We start from the raw sequence: 20657 nt of genomic DNA, 5'->3' as shown, positions 1-20657 counted from the left end.
AAACCTGGGCTTTTGCGTCTTTTTGATTTTATAAAATTACTTTTTTGTCGTCTTTAAGCTGCACTTCTTGACGGCTGATAGATAAATCAACTTTCTTTTTTACACGTGCATGATAATAAGCATAAAACAGCAGCGCTAGTGGAATACCGACATACAGTGCCATTCGCTGTTCTGCATCAAATGCCATGCTTCCCAATACAATTGTATTTAATACTAATGCGATTAAAGGCAGCATCGGGTAAAGAGGGACTTTAAATTTTAAATCCTCGATTTGTCCTCCTTGATTTATATATCTTTTTCTAAATGCAAGCAGTGATGCAGCAATCGTAATCCAGCCGATTTGTGCACCTAAACCCGCTGCAGAAATAAGCCATACAAATACTGTTTCTTGAGCAAAGAATCCTGAAAGTAAAGATAAAAGCGCAATGCCTAATGTTAAAAGCAAGGCATTCATCGGCACACCGCGTTTATTTACTTTCATAAAAGCTGAACTTGCCATGTTATCTTTTGATAATGAATACAGCATACGCGTTGCTGCATAAAGACCAGAGTTAGCAACAGATAGCAGTGCCGTTAGGATAACAAAGTTCATAATATCGGCTGCATATGGAATACCAATTTGATCAAACACAACAACAAATGGACTTTCCACTACGCCTGCTTTTTCAAGCGGAATCATACCCGCTAAAACAGCTACAGCTAATACAAAAAATACAAGTGTTCTCCATACCGTTTGTTTAATGGCTCTTGGTACAGTCTTGTCTGGGTTTTCACTTTCCCCAGCCGCTACACCAATAAGCTCCGTACCTTGGAACGAGAAGTTAACGGTAATCATCGTAATCAGCACGGCACTAATTCCGTGAGGGAACACGCCGTGAGACGTATAGTTAGAGAAAAACGGCGCGCTGTCTCCACTGCTTAATGGAAGAAAACCAAACATAGCAGCTCCACCAAGCACGATAAATAAAATAATAGCTAACACTTTAATGCTGGCAAACCAAAACTCCGCTTCACCAAACGCTTTAGCTGACAGTGCATTTAATGAGAATAATAAAAGCGCAAATATAGCACACCAAATCCATACCGGAGAATCAGGAAACCATCTTTGCATAAGCTGACCTGCTGACAAAAATTCTAATGCAACCGTTACAGCCCAGCCCAACCAATATAACCACCCAAAAGCAAAACCAACGCCAGGGCCAATAAATTTTGTTGTATATGTCTGAAACGAACCGGAAACTGGCATTGCTACTGCAAGCTCCCCTAAGCAAAGCATTGTTAAGTACATAATGAAGCCACCTACGATAAACGAAAGGATCGCTCCAATCGCTCCTGCTTGGCTAATCGTGTATCCTGTTCCTAAAAAGAAACCTGTACCGATAACTCCGCCGAGCGAAATCATAAACAAATGTCTGCTTTTCATCGTCTTTTTTAATTCATTTGTTTGCTGTTGTCCTTCTATCATATTAACGACATTTCCTTTCAACCTATTTATTACGAGATATTACCTAGAAAAAAATTAATAAACCTTTGTTTTATATGCATATTTACTTACATATTTATGCGGTGTTCTCAATTTAAATGAAACAGTCTTTTGTAATCTTAACATAATGCTGACTAGATTTAAAATGTTTTTCTGCAAAAGTAAAATGAATTTTTCTTGAATAGTGTGATTTTCTTTTACTGTTGATATTCATAACCGTTTTTCTTCAAATGAATAGATGATGCAATAAGAAAAAAGCTGTGCTTTCGAAGATGAAAGCACAGCTTTTTTTAACTTTTTACCAAACAAACAATCCAACAATCATAGCACTTAATAACGAAACAGCGATACCGCTCACAAGCAGTTTCCATACGTTCTTTCCGATAATCGTTGATTTACCTTCTGATAACGTAGAATTATACGTCCCATAAATCATACCTACCGTACTGAAGTTAGCAAAAGATGTTAAGAATGTTGTAGCAACTGCAATCGTATGCGGTGGAAGTGTATCTAGATTTTTCTTCAAATCCATCATCGCCACGAATTCATTTGTTGCTAGCTTGATACCCATCAGCTGAGCTACGTACATGGCATCATGCCCCGTTAGCCCTAGTAAGAATGCAAATGGACTAAAGATATAAGAGAAAATCTTTTGCACAGTCAAGCCGTCTACAATAACACCTAAAATACCGTTAAGCGCAGATGTAAGAGCTACATATCCAATAACCATCGCTAAAATAACAATTACCATGTTCATTCCGACTAACATACTGTTTGAAATGGTAGAGAAAAAGTCTTTTTTCTCCGACTTTGGCGGTACGTAAATCATATCTTCCTCTTTTGTAACATGAACTGGATTCAACAAGCTCACTAAAATAAGCGCATTTAAACAGTTCAGTGGAATTGCTGTAAACACGTACGTAGCGGGAACCATTGTTAAATAAGCACCGATAATAGATCCGCTAATACTGCTCATACTCATAATTCCAAACGTAAGCAAACGGTTGTCTTTTAACACAGAAAGTTGATTACGAATAACCGCCAATGCTTCCGTATTTCCTAAAAACATCATTTGAATAGCAAAAAAGCTTTCTAATTTAGGCAAACGTGAAACTTTCGAAATGACCCAGCCTACTTTATCAATAATCCACGTTAAAACACCAAAGTAAGATAAAATATCAAAAAATGTCACGACAAAGATGATAGGCAGTAATGCACTGAAGAAAAAGTCAACCGTTTCATTTCCCATTACGGATGGGAACGCAAAAGCAATTCCATCGTTAGCACAGGAAATTAGCCAAGTAAAGAACGAAGCAATTTTATTAATGATCCATGTTCCGATTGAAGTTCCTAACATAAACCAAGTAATGAGGACTTCAACGACCAACAGTGAAGCAATGGGACGCCACTTTATTTCTTTCTTTTTAGGAGAACATAAGAAGACAACACCCATTACTACAAAAACGCCTAATAAATTTAATAAAAAGTACATGCAAGCCACTCCCAGGTGTGTATTTGAAAACCAAAAAAAGCTCTTACTTTTCATAAATTCTGACAATAACAGAAAGTATGAAAAGTAAGAGCTTTGAAAGAAGGCTGTATCTAGATAATACGCCCTTCTTTTTGCTGCTTATATCCAAACTTTCTTGTAGTCTAGTTTTTTACGGTTACTAGGTAGAGACTATCAGACCATATTACTGATAATATACAAGATCGTAATCTTAGCTGTATTCAATTGATATGAACAAATTCTACCCTTTATTTTTTTAATAATCAACACTTTAAAAGTTTTTCGGAATAATAAAATTGGTATGAAAATTCTATTTATTTATTACTTCTTTTGAACTATTTAACCAAAAATTACACAAAAAAAGTGAATTTAATCGTTCTTTCAACTCAATTATTTTCCTATTTTTGAAGCAAAAAAATTGATTCTTTAATGATTATGTTTAAATATCCACTTCGCTTTTCATTTAATTCCTCAAAAAAATGTTTTGTTGTTACGACTTGAGACGTAGAAAAAAATAATCCTGCTGTTCGTTGAATTTAACCTCTTTTCAATTTACACTTTATGGTAGAAGAAAACAAATTTAATTTATGTAGAAAGCGGGTTATAATTTGAAAAAAATATTGGCTTTTATTTTAGTAATAGGTGGTATGGCAGTCCTCTTTTCTACTGCATTTGCACCTTCCTCTTGGTCGTTAAGCTCATTCAAGACGTCCAAGTCTGAAGCTGCGTTATCAAGTGATATTCAGCATATTCAAATTGACTCTCCAAGCATTAGTACAACTGTGGTTCCACAAGATCGTCAAGATATTAAAACAAAAGTAGAAGGCAAAGGAAAAGTGGATGTAAAACAAAATGGAGACACCCTAGTTGTCGCGTATCAAAAAAGTCCCTTTCAATGGCTTTCTATTTTTTCAAACACAAAAGTAACAATCTACATTCCTAAAGATTATCACCATAACCTTGCGCTTACGGTAGGTTCTGGGGACCTTCAAGTTGCTACGCATCCTGAACAAGCGCTTCAGCTGAAAGATGTTTCGATTAAAGTAGGTTCTGGAAATGCAAGCATTTCAAACTTGATGAGTACCTCTCTTCGTACAGATGTTAATTCTGGAGATTTACAGCTGAGTAATGTCGAGACCAAAACGGCTAAATTTGCTGTAGGCTCTGGGGAAATTAAAGGAACAAACTATAAAGGGAAACTTCAGGCGCGCATTGGATCTGGTGATCTCTATATGGATTTTAAAAAGCTAGAAGAAGCCGTTTCTGTAGATGTAGGATCTGGAGATGCCGTGCTGGTTCTTCCGAAAAGTGCTGGTTTTAAAGTGAATGGAAAAGTAAGCAGCGGTGACATTAACAATGACTTTAAGTTAAGCAATGCAACCGTAACGGAAGATGTATTAAAAGGAAAGCACGGAAATGGAAAATATTCGATCGATATAGCTGTTTCAAGCGGAGAATTAACCTTGGAATCAAAATAAAGAGGCTGGGACAAAAGTATTTTAACCCAATTGCAAAACAAACCATTAATCACCACGTTGATTAATGGTTTGTTTTTTGTTGTGGTGAACATCGTTTTATCTGTTTCGTTTTTTCTAGCAGATGATTGAAGGACAAGGCGAAGACTCCTGTGGTAAAAGCGGAACAGGTGAGCCCCCGCACGAGCGCAAGCGACGAGGAGACTCAGCGGCCGCCCGCGGATGCACAGAAATCAACTGCGGTGTCATAAGCAGTCCAACTCATGTATCTCATTTGTTCGTCTTTAGGTTCGGTTCATTTAGTCATGTCTCAATCTCTTTATTTATGGTCTCACTGCAATATACCATGCTACTCCTACGATTGATCCTATGAATACAACTCCGTAAATAATAGATAAATTCACTATACTTTTCTTTTTAGATTTCCCGTAATCTTCATCTACTTTCTTTGCAGCACTGATCGTACCTGCAAGGGCAGCAACGCCGATAATAATGACAAGAAGCAATGCTAATTTCATTCATTCTCTCCTCCATATTTCGGTGATTGAATAAGACTGAATACCAAGATGTTATTCATTTTAAGCAGCAAAATTTAATCAGAATATGAAAGCGTTATATCTTCTCTTTCTATCATAAAGCTAAATTATGTAAAATCAACCATCCAATCGGGCATTATTTTCCTCCACCACTTTACATACATAAAAAATTCCCGAGCTTCACTGCTCAGGAATTTTCACCTAATAGACATGACATTTTAGGGTTTTAAAATGACTTTAATGCAGTTATCTTGATGATCATTAAAGATTTTGTAGGCATTAGCCGCGTCTTCTAAAGCCACTTTATGAGTAATAATTTCTTTTGGATCGAATTCTCCTTTTACAATTTGATCATATAATTTCGGCATAACCGGAATGACAGGAGCTTGCCCCATTTTGAGAGTTACATTTCGAGAAAAAAATGCTCCTAACGGAAAACTGTTATAGTTGCTTCCGTATACCCCGGTGATTTGGACGGTTCCACATTTACGAACGGCTTTTGTCGCAATTTGAATAGGTCCGAGCGTTCCGCCTTGAAGCTTTAGTTTTTGTTCAATGTATTCAAGAGGCGACTTTTTGCCATCCATACCTACACAGTCGATCACCACATCAGCTCCGCCTTTTGTGATTTCTTTTAAATGCTCCCCCATATCTGGGTATTCTGTAAAATCAAAGGTTTCTACGGCATTCATTTTCTTTGCATGCTGCATTCGGTATGGAACATGATCTACTGCGATAACCCGTTTGGCACCTTTCATCCAAGCAAACTTTTGAGCCATTAACCCCACTGGCCCGCAGCCGAGTACGATAACGGTATCTCCTTTTTTAACACCCGCATGCTCTACACTCCAATAAGCAGTTGGAAGCACATCTGATAAAAAAAGAAGCGATTCATCTTCTAATTCGCACGATTCTGGAATCACAAACGGTGTGAAATTCCCAAACGGCACTTTTAAATATTCAGCTTGACCTCCTGGGTGATTTCCAAACTTTTCAGTATATCCAAAATAGCCCCCAGAATCATAATGTGGATTAGAATTATCACATTGGCTCGTTAAATCATCCTTACAGTACGCACACTGTCCGCACGCTACGTTAAACGGAATAATAACGCGATCTCCTTTTTTTACTTTTGTAACATCTGGCCCTACTTCTTCCACAATTCCCATCGGTTCATGACCAATAATATAACCGCGAGGCAATGGCATACTTCCTTGATATAAATGCAGATCAGAACCACAAATAGCGGTTGACGTTATTTTAATGACAATGTCATCTTTCTTCTCTAACTTCGCATCTTCTACTTCTGCTACTTTTACCTGATTAGGTCCTTGATACGTTACCGCTTTCATTTTTACCCTCCATTTTTAAAACCTTGATGCTACTTAAATTTATCTAAAGGCATGTATTCTATCCGGATAAATCAAGTAAAAATAAAAAAGCAGCGCTTACGCATCTGCTTTAATGATTATTAAAACTGAAAGACATGTTTTCCTACCAGTACATCTGCCATCTTTACAAAGCGCTTGATTTCTAATACGTCATGAACACGAACTATTTGAACGCCTTGTGCAATCCCAGCATATACAGTAGCTGCGGTTCCTTCCATTCTTTCCGTAGGAGGAGCATCGACTATTTGTCCAATAAATCCTTTGCGAGAAGTAGCAAGCAGCACCGGATAGCCCATATTCGTCAACTGATCTAGATGCTGAATTGCTTCTACATTATGGGCAGCCGTTTTTCCAAAGCCAACGCCTGGATCTAAAATAATTTGATCGTCGCGAACTCCTGCAGCTTTTGCAATGGAGATGCTTTCTCTTAAATCACTTATCATATCTGTGATCAGATTTGTATAGTTGGGCTCATGACGGTTATGCATTAAAATAATGGGAACATTATAATCAGCTGCCACTTGAGCCATTTTAGGATCAGCCTTTGCCCCCCATATATCGTTAATAATATGTGCTCCTGCTTCTAGCGCATGCTTCGCCACTTCCGATTTGTATGTATCTACGGAAATCGGCACCTCTACACGCTTCGCCACTTCAGAAATAACGGGCACAATCCTTTTAATCTCTTCTTCATCGCTAATTCTTGTATAACCAGGACGAGTTGATTCTCCTCCGATATCAATGATGTCTGCTCCTTGCTTTACCATTTCCTCAGCATGAGCAACTGCTTTATCTACATCGTAGTATTTTCCGCCGTCTGAAAATGAATCTGGGTTTACGTTTAAAATCCCCATAATAAGCGTACGGTTCGCATAATTCAGCTTATACTTTCCACATTTAATGACGGATTGAGACGTTAAAGTTGACACTATCCTCAGCCCCTTCGTAATTTGCAAATTAATGTATATTTATAAATATCATGTATTTTGAGAATGTCATACCGTTCGTAATTATATCAAAAGTCACCGGTCCTATGTGATTTTTCTTGGAGTTTCTTTCTTCTATAGTGTGAGATAAACATTAAAAGTGAATACACAGATAACATTAAAAATCTCTGTCGCGCTTATCTACAGGGTCTTTTTTCCTCTTCTCACATCTTTTGTGAGTCTTTTTATTCAAAAAGAAAGGATTCGCATAAAAAGCGTTTAATTTATAGCAATAGTTGGGAATTTATAAGTGAGTAACTTCCATTTTTATGGAATTCATTTTAAGGAGGATGACTATGACTCAACAACCGTTACAAGTCAAATTAATTCCTTATACAATTGAGTCGATTATCGATTCAACAAACGAAACGCCTAAAGGAGTAAGCTTAATTCAAGCGCCTGCTATTTGGGAACAAAGCAATCAAGGAGAAGGCATTGTAATTGCAGTTATCGACACTGGTGTTGACACAAATCATCCTGACTTAAAAGATTGTATTATCGGAGGAAGAAACTTCACTACGGATTATGACGGAGATTCTTCTGTATTTGAAGATAATAATGGGCACGGCACTCACGTGTCTGGTACCATTGCTGCTGCGCTCAACAATGAAGGGGTCGTAGGGGTGGCACCCAAAGCAAAAATTCTAAGCTTAAAAGTACTTACCGGTGAAGGATCAGGAAATTATGAATGGATTATTGACGCTATTAACTACGCCGTCGAATGGCGCGGTCCTAACAATGAGCGAGCACGAGTTATTTCCATGTCACTCGGGGGACCACAAGACGTTCCAGAACTGCACGAAGCTGTTCAAAATGCTGTGAATAAAGATGTTTCTGTCGTTGTTGCGGCTGGAAATGAAGGTGACGACCGCGAAGAAACCTTTGAATATTCATATCCCGGAAGTTACAACGAAGTTATTCAAGTAGGAGCAGTGGACAGCAGCTTAAATCTTGCTCCTTTTACCAATGTCAATGAAGAAGTGGATTTAGTGGCACCGGGTGTTAACATCATCTCTACTTTTTTAGAAGGTAAATATGCGACTCTTTCAGGAACTTCAATGGCAACTCCCCACGTCGCCGGAGCTTTAGCTCTATTAATTAACTTATGTGAGAAAGAATTTGGCCGCTCTTTAATTGAAGCTGAAATCTATGCTCAACTTGTGAAAAGGACGCTCCCTCTTGGATACCGGAAAAGCTCTGAAGGAAACGGATTTCTCATGCTCGATTTGGTAGAGAAAATACATGATATTATTAACGTAGCACGTATCAATCCTAGTAAGTAATAAATAAGAAAAACGAGAAATCTTCTTAATTCTCTTTAACTTGAAATAAAGACATGCGAACGCATGTCTTTATTCATATCGTAATGCTTCGATTGGATCTAGCTTGGCCGCTTTGTTTGCAGGAAGCATGCCGAATACAATGCCAATCGTCATGGAGAACAACACTCCTCCAAGTACTACTTGCCACGAAATTAATGACGGCCAGCCAGCAAATAACGAAACAAGAGCTGCTCCGCCCGCGCCGAGACCAATTCCAAGCAAGCCACCAATTAACGTGAGGGTAATGGATTCAATCAAAAACTGAGTTAGAATTTGTCTTTTAGATGCTCCCAGTGCTTTTCGAATACCAATTTCTCTTGTACGTTCCGTTACAGAAACCAGCATAATATTCATAACGCCAATCCCACCAACAAGCAGGGAAATGCCTGCAATCGATCCAATAATCGTTGTCATAATTCGCGTTACATTTCCAATGCTATCTGCTATTTCTTCTAAGTTCTGCACTTGGTAAGCATCTTCCGCATCATGCAAATTATTTAACAAATCCGTTGCGTCATTGCCTACTTTTTTTAGTTGATCAGAGCTTTTTGCTTGAACGCTAAGGTTTGTATAGTCAAGCTTACCGAAGCTTGATTTATACGTATTATCTGGAATATAAATAGTTGGCATTTCAAATGCTAAAAAGCCCGTTGGCTTTTTTGTCACACCAATAATTTTAATAGGCTGTCCTTGAACCCATACTACTTGTCCAAGGGCTTCCTTTTTATCAAACAGCTCTTTTTTCATATCGTTTGTGATCACACCTACTCGATTACCTGATAAAAAGTCAGAGCTGTCTAACATTCTTCCTTTTGAAACCTCCAGCTGATTAACTTCAATATACCCTTCATTAATTGCATTAACAGTCGTATCTGATTCCTTGTCTCTATATCTTATTCCCATTCCCATTGAGCTAGAAGCCACCACATTCTTCACGCCGGGAATAGTCGAAAGAGCTTTAATATCATCCTCTGTAAAGATGGGCTCCCCCATCATTGAAAGGTCATCAACTTGCATCTCGTCTTCAGGAGGCTGATAGTAGACATCAACTGTATTGCTTGCTCCTGTTATTTCCGACTTAATCATCTGTTCTCCGCCTTGACCAATGGCTACAACGATAATAACAGCCGCTACGCCAATGATAATACCAAGCATCGTCAAAATAGAGCGCATTTTATGAGCAAGAACCGAAGAGAGAGCCATACGAATATTTTCTATTAAACTCATAAGCTATCGTTCTCCTTATCGCTATGACTTAGCACTTTACCGTCACGAACGATAACTGTACGCGATGTGTATTCTGCCACTTCAGGTTCATGGGTAATGACTACAACCGTTGTACCATCTGCATTAAGCTGAGAAAATTGGTCCATAATATCAGCACTTGTTTTTGTATCTAGAGCTCCTGTAGGTTCATCTGCTAAAATAAGCGTCGGATTATTTACAATAGAACGAGCAATAGCAACGCGCTGCTTTTGCCCGCCGGATAGCTCGCTCGGTAAATGTTTCATCCGTTCACTCAGCCCTACTTTTTCAAGTGCAGCTTCTGCTCTGGCTCTTCTTTCCTTACGCGTGACGCCGGCGTATACCATTGGAAGCTCTACGTTTTCTACCGCTGTTAAACGCGGCAACAGCTGAAATTGCTGAAAAACAAAACCGATATGAATATTTCTTACTTTTGCCAGCTGCTCATCACTGTAAGTGGAGATTTCTTGTTCATTTAATAAGTAGGAGCCTGAAGAAGCGCGGTCTAAACACCCGATAATGTTCATTAGCGTTGATTTACCGGAGCCAGAAGGACCCATAATTGCAACAAACTCACCGTCATAAATCTTCAAATTAATATCTTTTAAAATCGGCACTTCCTCTTTGCCCAGATGATAACTTTTATGAATATTTACAAGTTCAATCATTGAACAGTCACTTCCGCACCGTCAGTTAAGTCCTTTGAAGGATTTGTAATGACTTTGTCTTTAGAAGAAACGCCGCTTTTGATCTCAATAAATTTATTTGTGGTTTCTCCAATCTTTACTTCCTTACGAACCGCCTTTTTATCTTTCACTACGTATACATATTTTTCTCCGTCTTCATTTACAACTGCTTTTATCGGCAGTGATGAAGCTTTTTTGCTGCTTGTTTCAATTTCAAGCAGCAGCTTAAATCCCGGCTTAATCATCGTGATATCTTGGTCATCTACTTTTACTTCAACCGGATATTGATTAGCCGCATCATTGCCGGCTTCTGCTGATGCCTGCTGCTGAGGTAGATAGTCAATTTGTTTTACGCTCCCTGCCCATTTTTTATCAGGCAAAACATCCGATGTAATTTTGACAGCTTGACCGGTTTTAATTTTTAATGCATCGTACTCAGACAGCACACCAGTAGCTAAGTATTCATCGGTATTACCAATATGTATAAGCGGTTTTTGAACATCACTTGTGTTATTAACCGCTTCTTTATCTACTTCTAGCACCGTCCCATTAATATCACTCGCTACATCTAAATTACGTTCTTTTTTAGCAATTGATTTGGCTTCTAGTTTGTTTCGTTCTAAATCAATTTTAGCCGTTTCTAAATCGAGATTGAGCTGCGTACGCTCTGTGTCGATTTGATCTCTCGCTTCTTGTTTACTCATTTCTTTTTCTAATTCTTTTCGTTTTTTATTTAAATTTGAGATTTGTTTGCTTACGGAATCCATTTGCAGCTGACTGGATTTTTTTTCTAACTTATTTTGCTCTTGCTCTAAATCAAGCGCATCGCTTTCATACGTTACAAGCGAGGTTCCCTGCTGTACACGAGAGCCTTCTGTTACGTGAAATCGTTCAACCTCGCCTTTTTCAGCATCAAAATAGACATATTGTTCATCAGCAAGCTTTAACGTACCCGGAACCATAACTGTATTTCTTAACTTTTTTTCCTTTATATTTGCTACATGAACATTGACTGCTTTTCCACTTACACTTTGTGCACGATATACGTTAATCCCAATCACCGCAACAATAACAACTGCTACAGCTGTAATAATTATTCCTTTTTTCATTTACAACCCTGCTCCTTTAAGCGCTTCTGAAACAGCTCCTCCAACTCCTGAAATAGCCGCTCCTAAGATGAATAAAATAATCACTGTAATAATAGAAACAGCTTTTGATACATTTGCCACTTTTTGTAGTCCCACTGCTGTTAGAATAAGTCCCCAGATAGAAAAGATTTCAATGGAATTAAATACTCCTCCCATAGCACCTTTAGCATCAACCATTCCATTTAGCGAAGTCACATTCGCTGAAGTGTGTGCTAGTGCAGCGACTCCTGTATTAATTAGCTGACCGATTGCTGTAATGAACGTAACAAATAAATTCAAGCTAAACATTTGACGGTACGTTGTTTTTCCAGTTCCTAACTTTGCAATTAAAAACAGAATCAAACTTGTGAATGCCAGTGTAGCAACTACTGCAATAACTCCTCCAATCGCTCCGCCAATCATACTAAATGTTGAATTCACTTCAATGCCAGCTTCTTTTTGCTGTTGCAGCGCCTCTTGTGCCTGAGGAGTATAGACAGCTAGAATCGTTGTTGCAGCTGTTAAGATGAGGATAAGTAAAAGAGGTCCCCAGATGACCGGATTGCTTTTCATTTTCTCAAACTGTACAACCGGACTCGTAATAAAACCAAAAACAGAAGGCTTTCCTTTCTCTTGAACTTCCGAAGATACATTGACTTCTGTACTCATAATCAAACTCCTTTTATTTTGTTTCGTTATTAGCTCTTAAGACCCGTCTTTTACTACTTTTTAAAGTCTTCTAGCAAAATCGGCTCTCTACGAAACTCTCAAACACCTAATATTCTAACATAATTATACAAATTAATTTACATTTTTCTTACATTTTATATTTTTTATGGTATTTTTAACAATTAAAGAGATGTCTTAATGCTGAATTACAGTATTAATCTTATTTATATTTTCTAAATATTCTAATTATCATTTGACATCATTCAATAGAATTCGTATATTATGATTAAAGTTTATTATTCCTATGTTTTTTATAAGTTTTAAATCTAAGGAGGAGTTTCAATGTCTGCTAAGAAACCATTTCGTCCTGAAACACAAGCCATCCATTCTGGCCAACAGCTTGACCCGGCTACTTTTTCGCGTGCCGTACCTATTTATCAAACAAGCTCATTTGGATTTAAAGATACGGAGCATGCTGCGTCTTTATTTAATTTAAGTGAACAAGGCTATATCTACACTCGTATTGTAAACCCTACTACGGACGTTTTTGAACAGCGAATTGCTGAGTTAGAAGGCGGAGTAGGTGCTCTAGGAGTAGCTTCGGGTCAGTCAGCTACTACCTTTTCCATTTTGAATATCGCTTCTGCAGGAGATGAAATTGTATCAGCAAGCAGTTTATACGGGGGAACATATAACCTCTTTTCGTCTACGCTTCCTAAACTGGGCATTACCGTCAAATTTGTAAACGCCGATAATCCAGAAAATTTTAGAAGTGCAATCACTTCCAAAACAAAGGCAATTTATGCTGAATCCGTTGGAAATCCGCAGGGAAATGTGCTAGACATCGAGGCAGTTGCAGACATTGCCCACGAACATGGAATTCCTCTTATTATTGATAATACGGTTCCAAGCCCTTACCTTCTTCGTCCCATCGATTTTGGAGCAGATATTGTCGTTCATTCTGCTACTAAGTTTCTTGGAGGACATGGAACAGCAATTGGCGGTGTTATCGTAGACAGTGGAAAATTTGATTGGAAAGCGAGCGGGAAATTTCCAGACTTAACAACTCCAGATCCAAGTTACCATGGCCTCGTATACACAGAAGCTGCCGGTGAAGCTGCTTATATTACAAAAGCGCGCGTTCAGCTTTTACGAGATATTGGAGCTGCTTTATCACCTTTTAATTCCTTTTTACTCCTTCAAGGGGTAGAAACACTCCATTTGCGATTAGAGCGTCACAGCGAAAACGCATTAAAGGTAGCGAAATTTTTAGAGCAGCATGAATTAGTAGAATGGGTAAATTATGCGGGGCTTCCTTCCCACCCTTCCTATTCTTTGGCACAAAAATATTTGCCTAAAGGACAAGGAGCAATTTTAACCTTTGGTGTAAGGGGAGGAAAAAACACTGCGGCTAAGTTAATTGATTCGGTTCAGTTATTTTCTCATGTAGCCAATATTGGCGACTCTAAATCACTCATTATTCACCCGGCAAGCACCACTCATCAACAGCTATCTGAAGACGAACAAAAAGCTTCGGGTGTGACGCCAGAACTCATTCGTCTATCGGTTGGGACAGAAGCAATCGACGACCTTCTTGAAGATTTAGATTATGCCTTAAAAGCCAGCCAAAAAGTGAATACAACTGTTTAAAAGCTGTGATTTTTCACAGCTTTTTTTATATCAACCAATAACTTTTTATACTTTCGCTTATGCTACAATAAACAAAACGAATGAAAAAGGAGTTACTATGAACACGTTCAATTCAATATCCGCCATTACATTTACAGACGTTCATAAAACATTTAAGGATAAAGAACATAGTGTTTTAAAAGGCATATCGGGTACAGTGATGCAAGGCTCGCTCGTCATGATGGTAGGACCATCAGGATCCGGAAAAAGCACCCTTCTTTCCATGTGCAATTTACTTTCTGCACCTGATGAAGGAAGTATTGAAGTATATGGAAAAGACATTAGCAAATGGAATATTTCTGATTTACGAAAAAAAGTGGGCATCGCTTTTCAATCAGCCCCTGTTATTGATGGAACAGTGCGAGATAATATGATGCTTGTTCAAAAACTGCACGGCAAACAGGATATTATGCCTGAAGAACTCTGTGCCTTAACCGGCCTTTCCCCTGACTTGTTAGAGCAGGATGCAAGAGATTTATCCGGTGGTCAAAGACAAAGGTTATCATTAGCCCGCACGCTGTCGAACGGATCTGACCTTTTACTTTTAGACGAAATCACTTCCGCTTTGGATGCCACTTCTGCTCATGAAATTGAACAGCTTATTTCTCATTTACATAAAGAACAGAATAAAACGATTATTTGGGTTACCCATAACTTAGATCAAGCCAAACGTTTAGGAGAGGAAGTCTGGCTTTTAATGAACGGAGTGATTATAGAAAAAGCGAAGACGGAGACTTTTTTTCATGCTCCTGTAAAAGCTGAAACAAAACAATTTATTGAAGGAGCCTTTCTATGAGTTCACTTTCACTGATTTTTACCATCGTTTTCGTTTTTATTGCTCTTTTTTTATCAAAATCTTTTCGTATAGGACTCGAAAAAGATATTATCATTGCCAGTATTCGAGCAGCCGTTCAGCTGTTAGTGATAGGATATGTTTTATCGTTTATTTTTGACGCGAATCACCCTGCTTTTATGATTCTCATTTTATTCGTTATGCTGACGGTCGCTTCCCAAAATGTTGTCAAGAAAAAAAAGCAGGGATTTAAAGCTTTCTTTCGTGTATTTGTCACTCTTTTTATTGTAGAAATCCTGACCCAAAGCGTTATGCTGGGCCTACATATTATCCCTGCTACTCCGCGATACGTCATTCCTGTCAGCGGTATGATTATTGGAAATTCGATGATTTTGGCCAATTTATTTTTAAATCGGTTAGACGCTGAAGTAAATAGAAGGCGAGATGAAATTCAATTGATTCTGGCACTTGGCGGCACTCCTAAACAAGCTATTCATAGTATTTTAAATGCTGCAATCAAAGCTAGCATGATTCCTACTGTAGAAAGTCAAAAAACAATTGGACTCGTTCAGCTTCCCGGCATGATGACAGGCCAAATTATTGGAGGGGCAGATCCGATACAAGCAGTCAAATTCCAGCTGCTCATCGTTTTCACTATTCTAGCGTCTGCTACGCTTTCCTGCGTCATCTTAAGCCGTTTAACATACCCTACCCTTTTTAATAGCTATCAACAGCTTATCCGTGAGCATACATAAAAAAGAAGAAAGGAGACTCCTTTCTTCTTTTTATTGAGCAGCTTTTTTTAATCTTGTTCCTACGTCACTTCCAAAGGTCACTCCTAAATCACCGAGCCATCTTCTATAGGCAATACTCAGTCGGTCCGGATTCAAATGAAGCTCTGCTTGTAAGTCAAGCGGCAGCTCTTCTGGTTTTTGACTTTCTACAATGCTCGTATCTTGTTCAATAATAAGCTGCTGAAAATCACGGAAATATTGATCAGGTGCATCAAACGAATAGTTTCTAGAAACCAATGCAAACACGGTCGACTTTCTTTCATCTTCAGGTAAAACCGCAAACAGCATCGAAAAGATTTCACCCGTTTCGTAGTTCACTTTTTTCAACCTCGCAACGGTAGGACGAAGAATTTCAAAAGTATAATAAATAGTCGCAAAGTTACCCGTACCATCTGCATCTGCGTACACAGCGATTTCATCAGAAACGTATCGATTATCTTTCCAATGTACCTTATAATCAGGAATTTCCGCGTAGTCCGAGTGTCCAAGGCTTCCTTCGTGAACAAAAGCCAAATGGCTTACATCTAAAAAGTTTTCTACGACACGAGGAGCTGCTGCCTGCAGAGTATGAGGGTTGGCGCAAACCGTTTTAAATCCGGGGTTAAGGTATTCGTCATACTGAGGAAGAGGAGTATCACCTGCATCGCTGTTCATCTTCACCCATATAATCCCGTACTTTTCAACGCAGTCATATACCTGTGCTTTTGCTTTTGAAGGAATAGCTCTTCCCGGCGGCTGTTGAGGAATTTTCACACAAGCCCCGGTATCATCGTATTTCCATCCGTGATAAGGGCACACAATACAATCATCTATTACTTTTCCAAGAGATAACGCTGCACCGCGATGGATGCACAAATCTTTAAATGCTTTAATAGCATTAGTTGTGCGAAAAAGCGCAACTCGCTCTTCTAAAATCGTTACTTGCAAGGGCTGATCTGTTAAATCATGTGAATAAGCTGCAGGCAGCCATTCCTTAGCCAATACTAAATCTTTAATCATCTGCATCGCCTCCGTACGATAAGTAAATTTATTTCTTGTTTATAAAAAAAACCGCAGAAATAGAAGGGGGTCTTCTAATTCCGCAGCTTTTTCGTTCCGTAAAACAGACTATAAGCGCGCGAAGATTCTACATAATTGCAGATAGAGCGACCTTAGCACTTCATCTACAATGACAATACGTATTCATCGCTATTTTTTTAATCTCACTACGGGGACATTCACTTAAGTATCTATACATGTTAAATAAAGAATGGTTACCCGTTAAAAGCTTTTTTGTCCACTGATTTGTCTTGTTTTTACTTTATCAATTTCCCACTGAAAAATCTCTTGCTTTGTAAGCAGCTCTAACATAGTTTTTTCGGTTAAACGAATAAAAGCTGCGGTTTCTAAAACCGCAGCTTGTTTTATTATGAGCTCATATAACTGGCTGTATATTTTTTCGTCTGTTTTTGTATTTCTTGATTTAAATGCTTGAAAAACGAGAGCGTTTCTTCATAATCCGTCGCTTTTTCATGAAACTTCAATGTTAGGCTTTCTTCAAACAACGTTTCTCCTTGATGACCGACCGCTTTCAGCTGAACATCTGTAACGATACCTTGGGAAATCGAACATAATAAATAATTAAAGCAATGAACCGGCACGATATGCATCAGGTGAAAATCGTCGATGGTTCTATCACTTTTTGTTTTCTTAAATTCTATGATGAGTTCTTCTGGATCAATAGACACGTTTACATGCTGCTTGGACAAACAAGTAGGATTCATTTTCTGTGTATACTCACAAAATTCCAGTCCAATAAATACAGAATTCTCGGAGTCAGCTTCCATGAAGATTTGTGAATTTTTTACCATTATCCTCGTCCTCCATATTCAATCTAGTTATCCCACCACTCGCACTCGTTTGTAGAATATTACCAGTTCTTCTCTATTTTATCACTGATTTTTCTCAGTGCCTATTTAACAGACGGAAGTTCTCTTTAAAAGAGAGGGAACTGACAGGCAGTTCTTTATGTGAGAAAAATAAACAAAAGACACCTCTTTTGTTTTCTTGAGGTGTCTTTTGGTATCATCAGCCTGTGTTACGCAACCCTGCTGCAATGCCGTTAATCGTTAATAATGCTTCTTTTAAAAGTTCTTCATTTAACGTTTCAGCTTCATCTTCACGCAGCTTGGAAATAACCTTAACTTGCAAGAAGGTTAGAGGGTCCACATACGGATTTCGTAATTTAATAGATTCTTTAATCGTAGGAAGATGATCCATTAATTCTTTTTGCCCCGTGATTTGAAGAATCATTTCTTTCGTAACATTATACTCTTTTTTAATAGCGGTAAAAATCCGTTCTGAAATAACCGGGTCTTGTACCATTTCCGTATATTCTTTTGCTGCCATTAAATCTGCTTTTGTTAAGGCCATTTGCAGGTTATCGACTGTCGAGCGGAAAAACGGCCATTCTTTATACATTTGCTGAAGAAGCTGTATATCTCCGGATTTCTCTACTAAATGCTGCAAGCCCGTACCTGCAGCGTACCAGGCTGGAAGCAGCTGTCTGCTTTGCGTCCATGCAAATACCCACGGAATTGCTCGCAAGTCTTCAAAGCGATCACTTCCTTTTCGACTCATTGGACGTGACCCAATATTTAAAGCCCCCAGCTCAGGAAGAGGTGTAGCTTGTTTAAAGTAGGTTAAAAAGTCTGGGTCTTTGAAAACAAGCTCTTGATACTTACGTAATGAAGCAGTTGAAATCTCGTCCATTGTTTCTTCCCATTCATGTGTACGAATATCACATTGTTCAGCTTCTTGAGAAACATTTGCTGCCGCTGTAAGAAGAGCTGAGACCGCTTGCTCAAGGCTTCGGTAAGCAATGTCATATAAAGAGTATCTAGAAGAAAGAACTTCTCCTTGCTCTGTAATTTTAACACCGTCTCCTAGTGTCTCAACAGGCTGAGATAAAATGCTTCGGTTTAACGGGCCACCTCCTCGGCCTAGTGAGCCGCCTCGACCGTGGAAAAACTTCAGACGAACTTGATATTTCCTCGCCATATCGTGAATTTCCTGCTGCGCTTTGTAGAGCTTCCAGTTAGCAGTAAGCGTTCCTCCATCTTTGCTTCCATCTGAGTAGCCAAGCATGATTTCCTGCAAATCCTGCTGTTTTCTTAAGTGCTCTCGATAAAAGTCTAATTGAAATAGCTGTTCCATAATCTTAGGACCTGCTGTGAGATCATCGATCGTTTCAAGCAGCGGAGCTATATTTAACTTGCTTTCAATACGGCCATCTGCATGAAGGCGATAAATACCCGCTTCTTTAGCCAGTACCATGACTTCTAACAAATCACTTGCAGACTGCGTCATACTGATTAAGTAGACTTCAATGGATCTTTCTCCAAACTCTTTATGTGCTCGATGTATCATGTTAAATACTTCAATTACTTGCTGCGTTTCTTTAGAGTAATTCTCTACAAACGATAGCACAGGTCTTGGGTCTTGAAGAACTTTCCCTAGCAGCTCAACTTTTTTCTCTTCTGTTAACGCTGAATAATCTTCAGCTAAAGAAACGGCATGGAAAATTTCTTTGATTGCCGCTTCATGTTCTCCGCTGTGATTACGGATGTCAAGCGTTGCTAAATGAAATCCAAACAGCTCAACTTGACGAATTAATTTACACAAGCTTTTTAACTGATAATCTTGAGGCTGGTGCTTTTGCAAACTGTCTTTGATGAGAAACAAATCTTGTAAAAGTTCTTCCGACCTTTGATAACCTGCTTCCGACTCTCCAACTAAATTTAATTTATGAAGCATAATCGTAAGCTTGCAGCGATATACTTCGTGTTTGATTCTCCATCGCTTTTTCTCAGGCAGCAGCGATATTTCTTGATTAATAGAATCAAGAAGATGATCTGAAACTGCGACTCTTTTTGTAGACTGACTTAACCTTTGTCTCAATTGAGTAAGCGACTCTTTATATTTACGAATAGCTAACTTCCTTTGTTTGACAAGCGTTTGCCACGTTACTTTAGGAGTTACGTTGGGGTTTCCATCTCGGTCTCCGCCAATCCATGAACCAAATCGAAGAATATTAGGCACTTTCCAACTTTCTTCGGGGTAATTCTCCTGCAATGAATTTTCCAATTCCTGATGAAGTTGAGGAAGCACTTCAAATAACGTTTCATCAAAATAATATAATCCATTGGAGACTTCATCCATGACGGTTGGCTTGCGATCTCGCAGTTCATTTGTTTGCCATAAAATTAACACTTCGCTAAACAGTCTTTCTTCAATTTCTGTACGCTCACGTTTTGTTAACGTTGGATTATCCAAGTTTTTCAGAAGCTCAGCCATTCGTTTATGAATATCAAGGACACTTCGTCTAGTGGCTTCTGTTGGATGTGCCGTGATGATAAGCTCAAGAGATAAAGTTTGAAGCAACTTAGCTATTACGTCTGGCGCCACGCCATTATTTTTAAGCGAAACAACGGCGCTTTCCAATGAACCCGGCTGCATAATAGAATCTTCTTGCTGCTGATATTCGCGTCTGCGACGAATTCGATGATTTTGCTCTGCAATATTAACTAAATGAAAATAAACGGCAAACGCCCGAATAACCTGCGCGCGCATCGGCTGTTCAAGAGTAACGATTTCATTTTTTATTTCTTTATAGATGGCTTCATCTTTGTTTTCTCTAAGTGATTTTGCCACTTCGCGTATTTTTTCTACTTTGTTGAGCAGTTCTTCTCCACCTTGGTGAACCAGAACTTTCCCTAACAATTGACCGAGAAATTTTACATCACGGCGCAGGGCAGTGCTGCTGTTTTGTCTTTCTGCTGCTTCTACTGTTACCATTAGACACGACACCTTTCTTTATAAATGTTGTACTTTTTAAACTTTTTAGAAAATTATATTAAATTCATATTACCATGAACGAAAATAAATTTCATATAATTTTGTTTCCTCCTCT

17 protein-coding genes and 1 riboswitch are annotated in these 20657 nt (G+C 38.6%); of the genes, 5 read left to right on the top strand and 12 right to left on the bottom strand.

Annotated features, from left to right (window positions below; all coding sequences use genetic code 11):
- Positions 1 to 28: 28 nt before the first annotated feature.
- Positions 29 to 1465 carry an amino acid permease gene (locus ACOZIR_RS13410; protein ID WP_045294061.1) on the bottom strand — a complete coding sequence of 479 codons (1437 nt, stop codon included), beginning with the start codon at positions 1463 to 1465 and terminating at the stop codon, positions 29 to 31.
- Positions 1466 to 1781: 316 nt separating this feature from the next.
- Positions 1782 to 2975, bottom strand: a complete 1194-nt coding sequence (locus tag ACOZIR_RS13405) for a NupC/NupG family nucleoside CNT transporter (protein WP_045294062.1) — start codon at positions 2973 to 2975, stop codon at positions 1782 to 1784.
- A 137-nt stretch (positions 2976 to 3112) separates the two neighbouring features.
- A riboswitch (purine riboswitch) is annotated at positions 3113 to 3214 on the bottom strand.
- A 387-nt stretch (positions 3215 to 3601) separates the two neighbouring features.
- Here ACOZIR_RS13405 and ACOZIR_RS13400 point away from each other — a divergent pair.
- Positions 3602 to 4471, top strand: coding sequence for a LiaG family protein (locus ACOZIR_RS13400; RefSeq protein WP_310878261.1), 870 nt, complete (start codon positions 3602 to 3604; stop codon positions 4469 to 4471).
- A 320-nt stretch (positions 4472 to 4791) separates the two neighbouring features.
- Here the strand turns inward: ACOZIR_RS13400 and ACOZIR_RS13395 are convergent, their stop codons facing one another.
- The 3 genes from ACOZIR_RS13395 to folP form a co-directional block, all read right to left on the bottom strand.
- The gene (locus ACOZIR_RS13395) at positions 4792 to 4986 is read right to left on the bottom strand and encodes a hypothetical protein (RefSeq protein WP_013055532.1); all 195 of its coding nucleotides are present in this window, start codon (positions 4984 to 4986) and stop codon (positions 4792 to 4794) included.
- A gap of 236 nt (positions 4987 to 5222) precedes the next feature.
- Positions 5223 to 6356, bottom strand: a complete 1134-nt coding sequence (locus tag ACOZIR_RS13390; RefSeq protein ID WP_045294065.1) for a zinc-dependent alcohol dehydrogenase — start codon at positions 6354 to 6356, stop codon at positions 5223 to 5225.
- A gap of 119 nt (positions 6357 to 6475) precedes the next feature.
- Positions 6476 to 7324 (bottom strand): dihydropteroate synthase, encoded by an 849-nt coding sequence (gene folP / locus ACOZIR_RS13385; protein WP_080890220.1) that lies wholly within the window; start codon positions 7322 to 7324, stop codon positions 6476 to 6478.
- A 353-nt stretch (positions 7325 to 7677) separates the two neighbouring features.
- Between folP and ACOZIR_RS13380 the strand changes: the two genes are divergently transcribed.
- Complete coding sequence (locus tag ACOZIR_RS13380) at positions 7678 to 8664, top strand: S8 family peptidase (RefSeq protein WP_375156307.1); 987 nt, start codon at positions 7678 to 7680, stop codon at positions 8662 to 8664.
- A 69-nt stretch (positions 8665 to 8733) separates the two neighbouring features.
- On the opposite strand, the gene ACOZIR_RS13375 is transcribed toward ACOZIR_RS13380, so the two are convergent.
- Genes ACOZIR_RS13375 through ACOZIR_RS13360 form a run of 4 tightly spaced genes read right to left on the bottom strand, consistent with a single transcriptional unit; the run spans position 8734 to position 12430 of the window.
- Complete coding sequence (locus ACOZIR_RS13375; RefSeq protein ID WP_045294069.1) at positions 8734 to 9930, bottom strand: ABC transporter permease; 1197 nt, start codon at positions 9928 to 9930, stop codon at positions 8734 to 8736.
- Positions 9927 to 10616 carry an ABC transporter ATP-binding protein gene (locus ACOZIR_RS13370; protein ID WP_045294070.1) on the bottom strand — a complete coding sequence of 230 codons (690 nt, stop codon included), beginning with the start codon at positions 10614 to 10616 and terminating at the stop codon, positions 9927 to 9929. The genes ACOZIR_RS13375 and ACOZIR_RS13370 overlap by 4 nt, the downstream gene beginning before the upstream one ends.
- Positions 10613 to 11743, bottom strand: a complete 1131-nt coding sequence (locus ACOZIR_RS13365; RefSeq protein ID WP_045294071.1) for an efflux RND transporter periplasmic adaptor subunit — start codon at positions 11741 to 11743, stop codon at positions 10613 to 10615. The genes ACOZIR_RS13370 and ACOZIR_RS13365 overlap by 4 nt, the downstream gene beginning before the upstream one ends.
- Positions 11744 to 12430: a Yip1 family protein gene (locus ACOZIR_RS13360; RefSeq protein WP_045294073.1), complete on the bottom strand. Its 687-nt coding sequence runs from the start codon at positions 12428 to 12430 to the stop codon at positions 11744 to 11746.
- A 342-nt stretch (positions 12431 to 12772) separates the two neighbouring features.
- On the opposite strand from ACOZIR_RS13360, the gene ACOZIR_RS13355 reads away from it, so the two are divergent.
- From ACOZIR_RS13355 to ACOZIR_RS13345, 3 genes are all read left to right on the top strand, one after another.
- Positions 12773 to 14080, top strand: coding sequence for a homocysteine synthase (locus ACOZIR_RS13355; RefSeq protein WP_310878264.1), 1308 nt, complete (start codon positions 12773 to 12775; stop codon positions 14078 to 14080).
- 97 nt (positions 14081 to 14177) lie between these two features.
- On the top strand, positions 14178 to 14915 hold the full coding sequence (locus tag ACOZIR_RS13350; RefSeq protein WP_045294076.1) for a phosphate ABC transporter ATP-binding protein: 738 nt from the start codon (positions 14178 to 14180) through the stop codon (positions 14913 to 14915).
- The gene (locus tag ACOZIR_RS13345) at positions 14912 to 15667 is read left to right on the top strand and encodes an ABC transporter permease (RefSeq protein WP_028412093.1); all 756 of its coding nucleotides are present in this window, start codon (positions 14912 to 14914) and stop codon (positions 15665 to 15667) included. Before ACOZIR_RS13350 ends, ACOZIR_RS13345 begins: the two co-directional genes overlap by 4 nt.
- A gap of 30 nt (positions 15668 to 15697) precedes the next feature.
- On the opposite strand, the gene ACOZIR_RS13340 is transcribed toward ACOZIR_RS13345, so the two are convergent.
- From ACOZIR_RS13340 to ppc, 3 genes are all read right to left on the bottom strand, one after another.
- Entirely contained in the window at positions 15698 to 16705 is a 1008-nt protein-coding gene (locus ACOZIR_RS13340) for an aromatic ring-hydroxylating oxygenase subunit alpha (RefSeq protein WP_045294079.1), read from the bottom strand.
- 407 nt (positions 16706 to 17112) lie between these two features.
- Entirely contained in the window at positions 17113 to 17556 is a 444-nt protein-coding gene (locus ACOZIR_RS13335) for a hypothetical protein (RefSeq protein WP_045294081.1), read from the bottom strand.
- Positions 17557 to 17773: 217 nt separating this feature from the next.
- A complete protein-coding gene (gene ppc / locus ACOZIR_RS13330; protein ID WP_045294082.1) occupies positions 17774 to 20542 on the bottom strand; it encodes a phosphoenolpyruvate carboxylase in 2769 nt (922 codons plus the stop codon).
- Positions 20543 to 20657: the final 115 nt, after the last annotated feature.

Source organism: Priestia sp. D3YE.R1 (genome assembly GCF_049199565.1).
Taxonomy (GTDB): Bacteria; Bacillota; Bacilli; order Bacillales; family Bacillaceae_H; genus Priestia; species Priestia aryabhattai.
Note: the sequence above shows the minus strand (reverse complement) of the source record. Positions and strands in the feature narration are given on the sequence as shown.

What these genes read in the sequence shown, in the direction of transcription:
- ACOZIR_RS13355 (WP_310878264.1), top strand. Translation starts at nt 12,773, where the DNA reads ATGTCTGCTAAGAAACCATTTCGTCCTGAAACACAAGCCATCCATTCT.
- ACOZIR_RS13375 (WP_045294069.1), bottom strand. Translation starts at nt 9,930, where the DNA reads ATGAGTTTAATAGAAAATATTCGTATGGCTCTCTCTTCGGTTCTTGCT.
- ACOZIR_RS13335 (WP_045294081.1), bottom strand. Translation starts at nt 17,556, where the DNA reads ATGGTAAAAAATTCACAAATCTTCATGGAAGCTGACTCCGAGAATTCT.
- ACOZIR_RS13360 (WP_045294073.1), bottom strand. Translation starts at nt 12,430, where the DNA reads ATGAGTACAGAAGTCAATGTATCTTCGGAAGTTCAAGAGAAAGGAAAG.
- ACOZIR_RS13405 (WP_045294062.1), bottom strand. Translation starts at nt 2,975, where the DNA reads ATGTACTTTTTATTAAATTTATTAGGCGTTTTTGTAGTAATGGGTGTT.
- ppc (WP_045294082.1), bottom strand. Translation starts at nt 20,542, where the DNA reads ATGGTAACAGTAGAAGCAGCAGAAAGACAAAACAGCAGCACTGCCCTG.
- ACOZIR_RS13365 (WP_045294071.1), bottom strand. Translation starts at nt 11,743, where the DNA reads ATGAAAAAAGGAATAATTATTACAGCTGTAGCAGTTGTTATTGTTGCG.
- ACOZIR_RS13370 (WP_045294070.1), bottom strand. Translation starts at nt 10,616, where the DNA reads ATGATTGAACTTGTAAATATTCATAAAAGTTATCATCTGGGCAAAGAG.
- ACOZIR_RS13340 (WP_045294079.1), bottom strand. Translation starts at nt 16,705, where the DNA reads ATGATTAAAGATTTAGTATTGGCTAAGGAATGGCTGCCTGCAGCTTAT.
- ACOZIR_RS13395 (WP_013055532.1), bottom strand. Translation starts at nt 4,986, where the DNA reads ATGAAATTAGCATTGCTTCTTGTCATTATTATCGGCGTTGCTGCCCTT.
- ACOZIR_RS13390 (WP_045294065.1), bottom strand. Translation starts at nt 6,356, where the DNA reads ATGAAAGCGGTAACGTATCAAGGACCTAATCAGGTAAAAGTAGCAGAA.
- ACOZIR_RS13410 (WP_045294061.1), bottom strand. Translation starts at nt 1,465, where the DNA reads ATGATAGAAGGACAACAGCAAACAAATGAATTAAAAAAGACGATGAAA.
- ACOZIR_RS13345 (WP_028412093.1), top strand. Translation starts at nt 14,912, where the DNA reads ATGAGTTCACTTTCACTGATTTTTACCATCGTTTTCGTTTTTATTGCT.
- ACOZIR_RS13380 (WP_375156307.1), top strand. Translation starts at nt 7,678, where the DNA reads ATGACTCAACAACCGTTACAAGTCAAATTAATTCCTTATACAATTGAG.
- ACOZIR_RS13350 (WP_045294076.1), top strand. Translation starts at nt 14,178, where the DNA reads ATGAACACGTTCAATTCAATATCCGCCATTACATTTACAGACGTTCAT.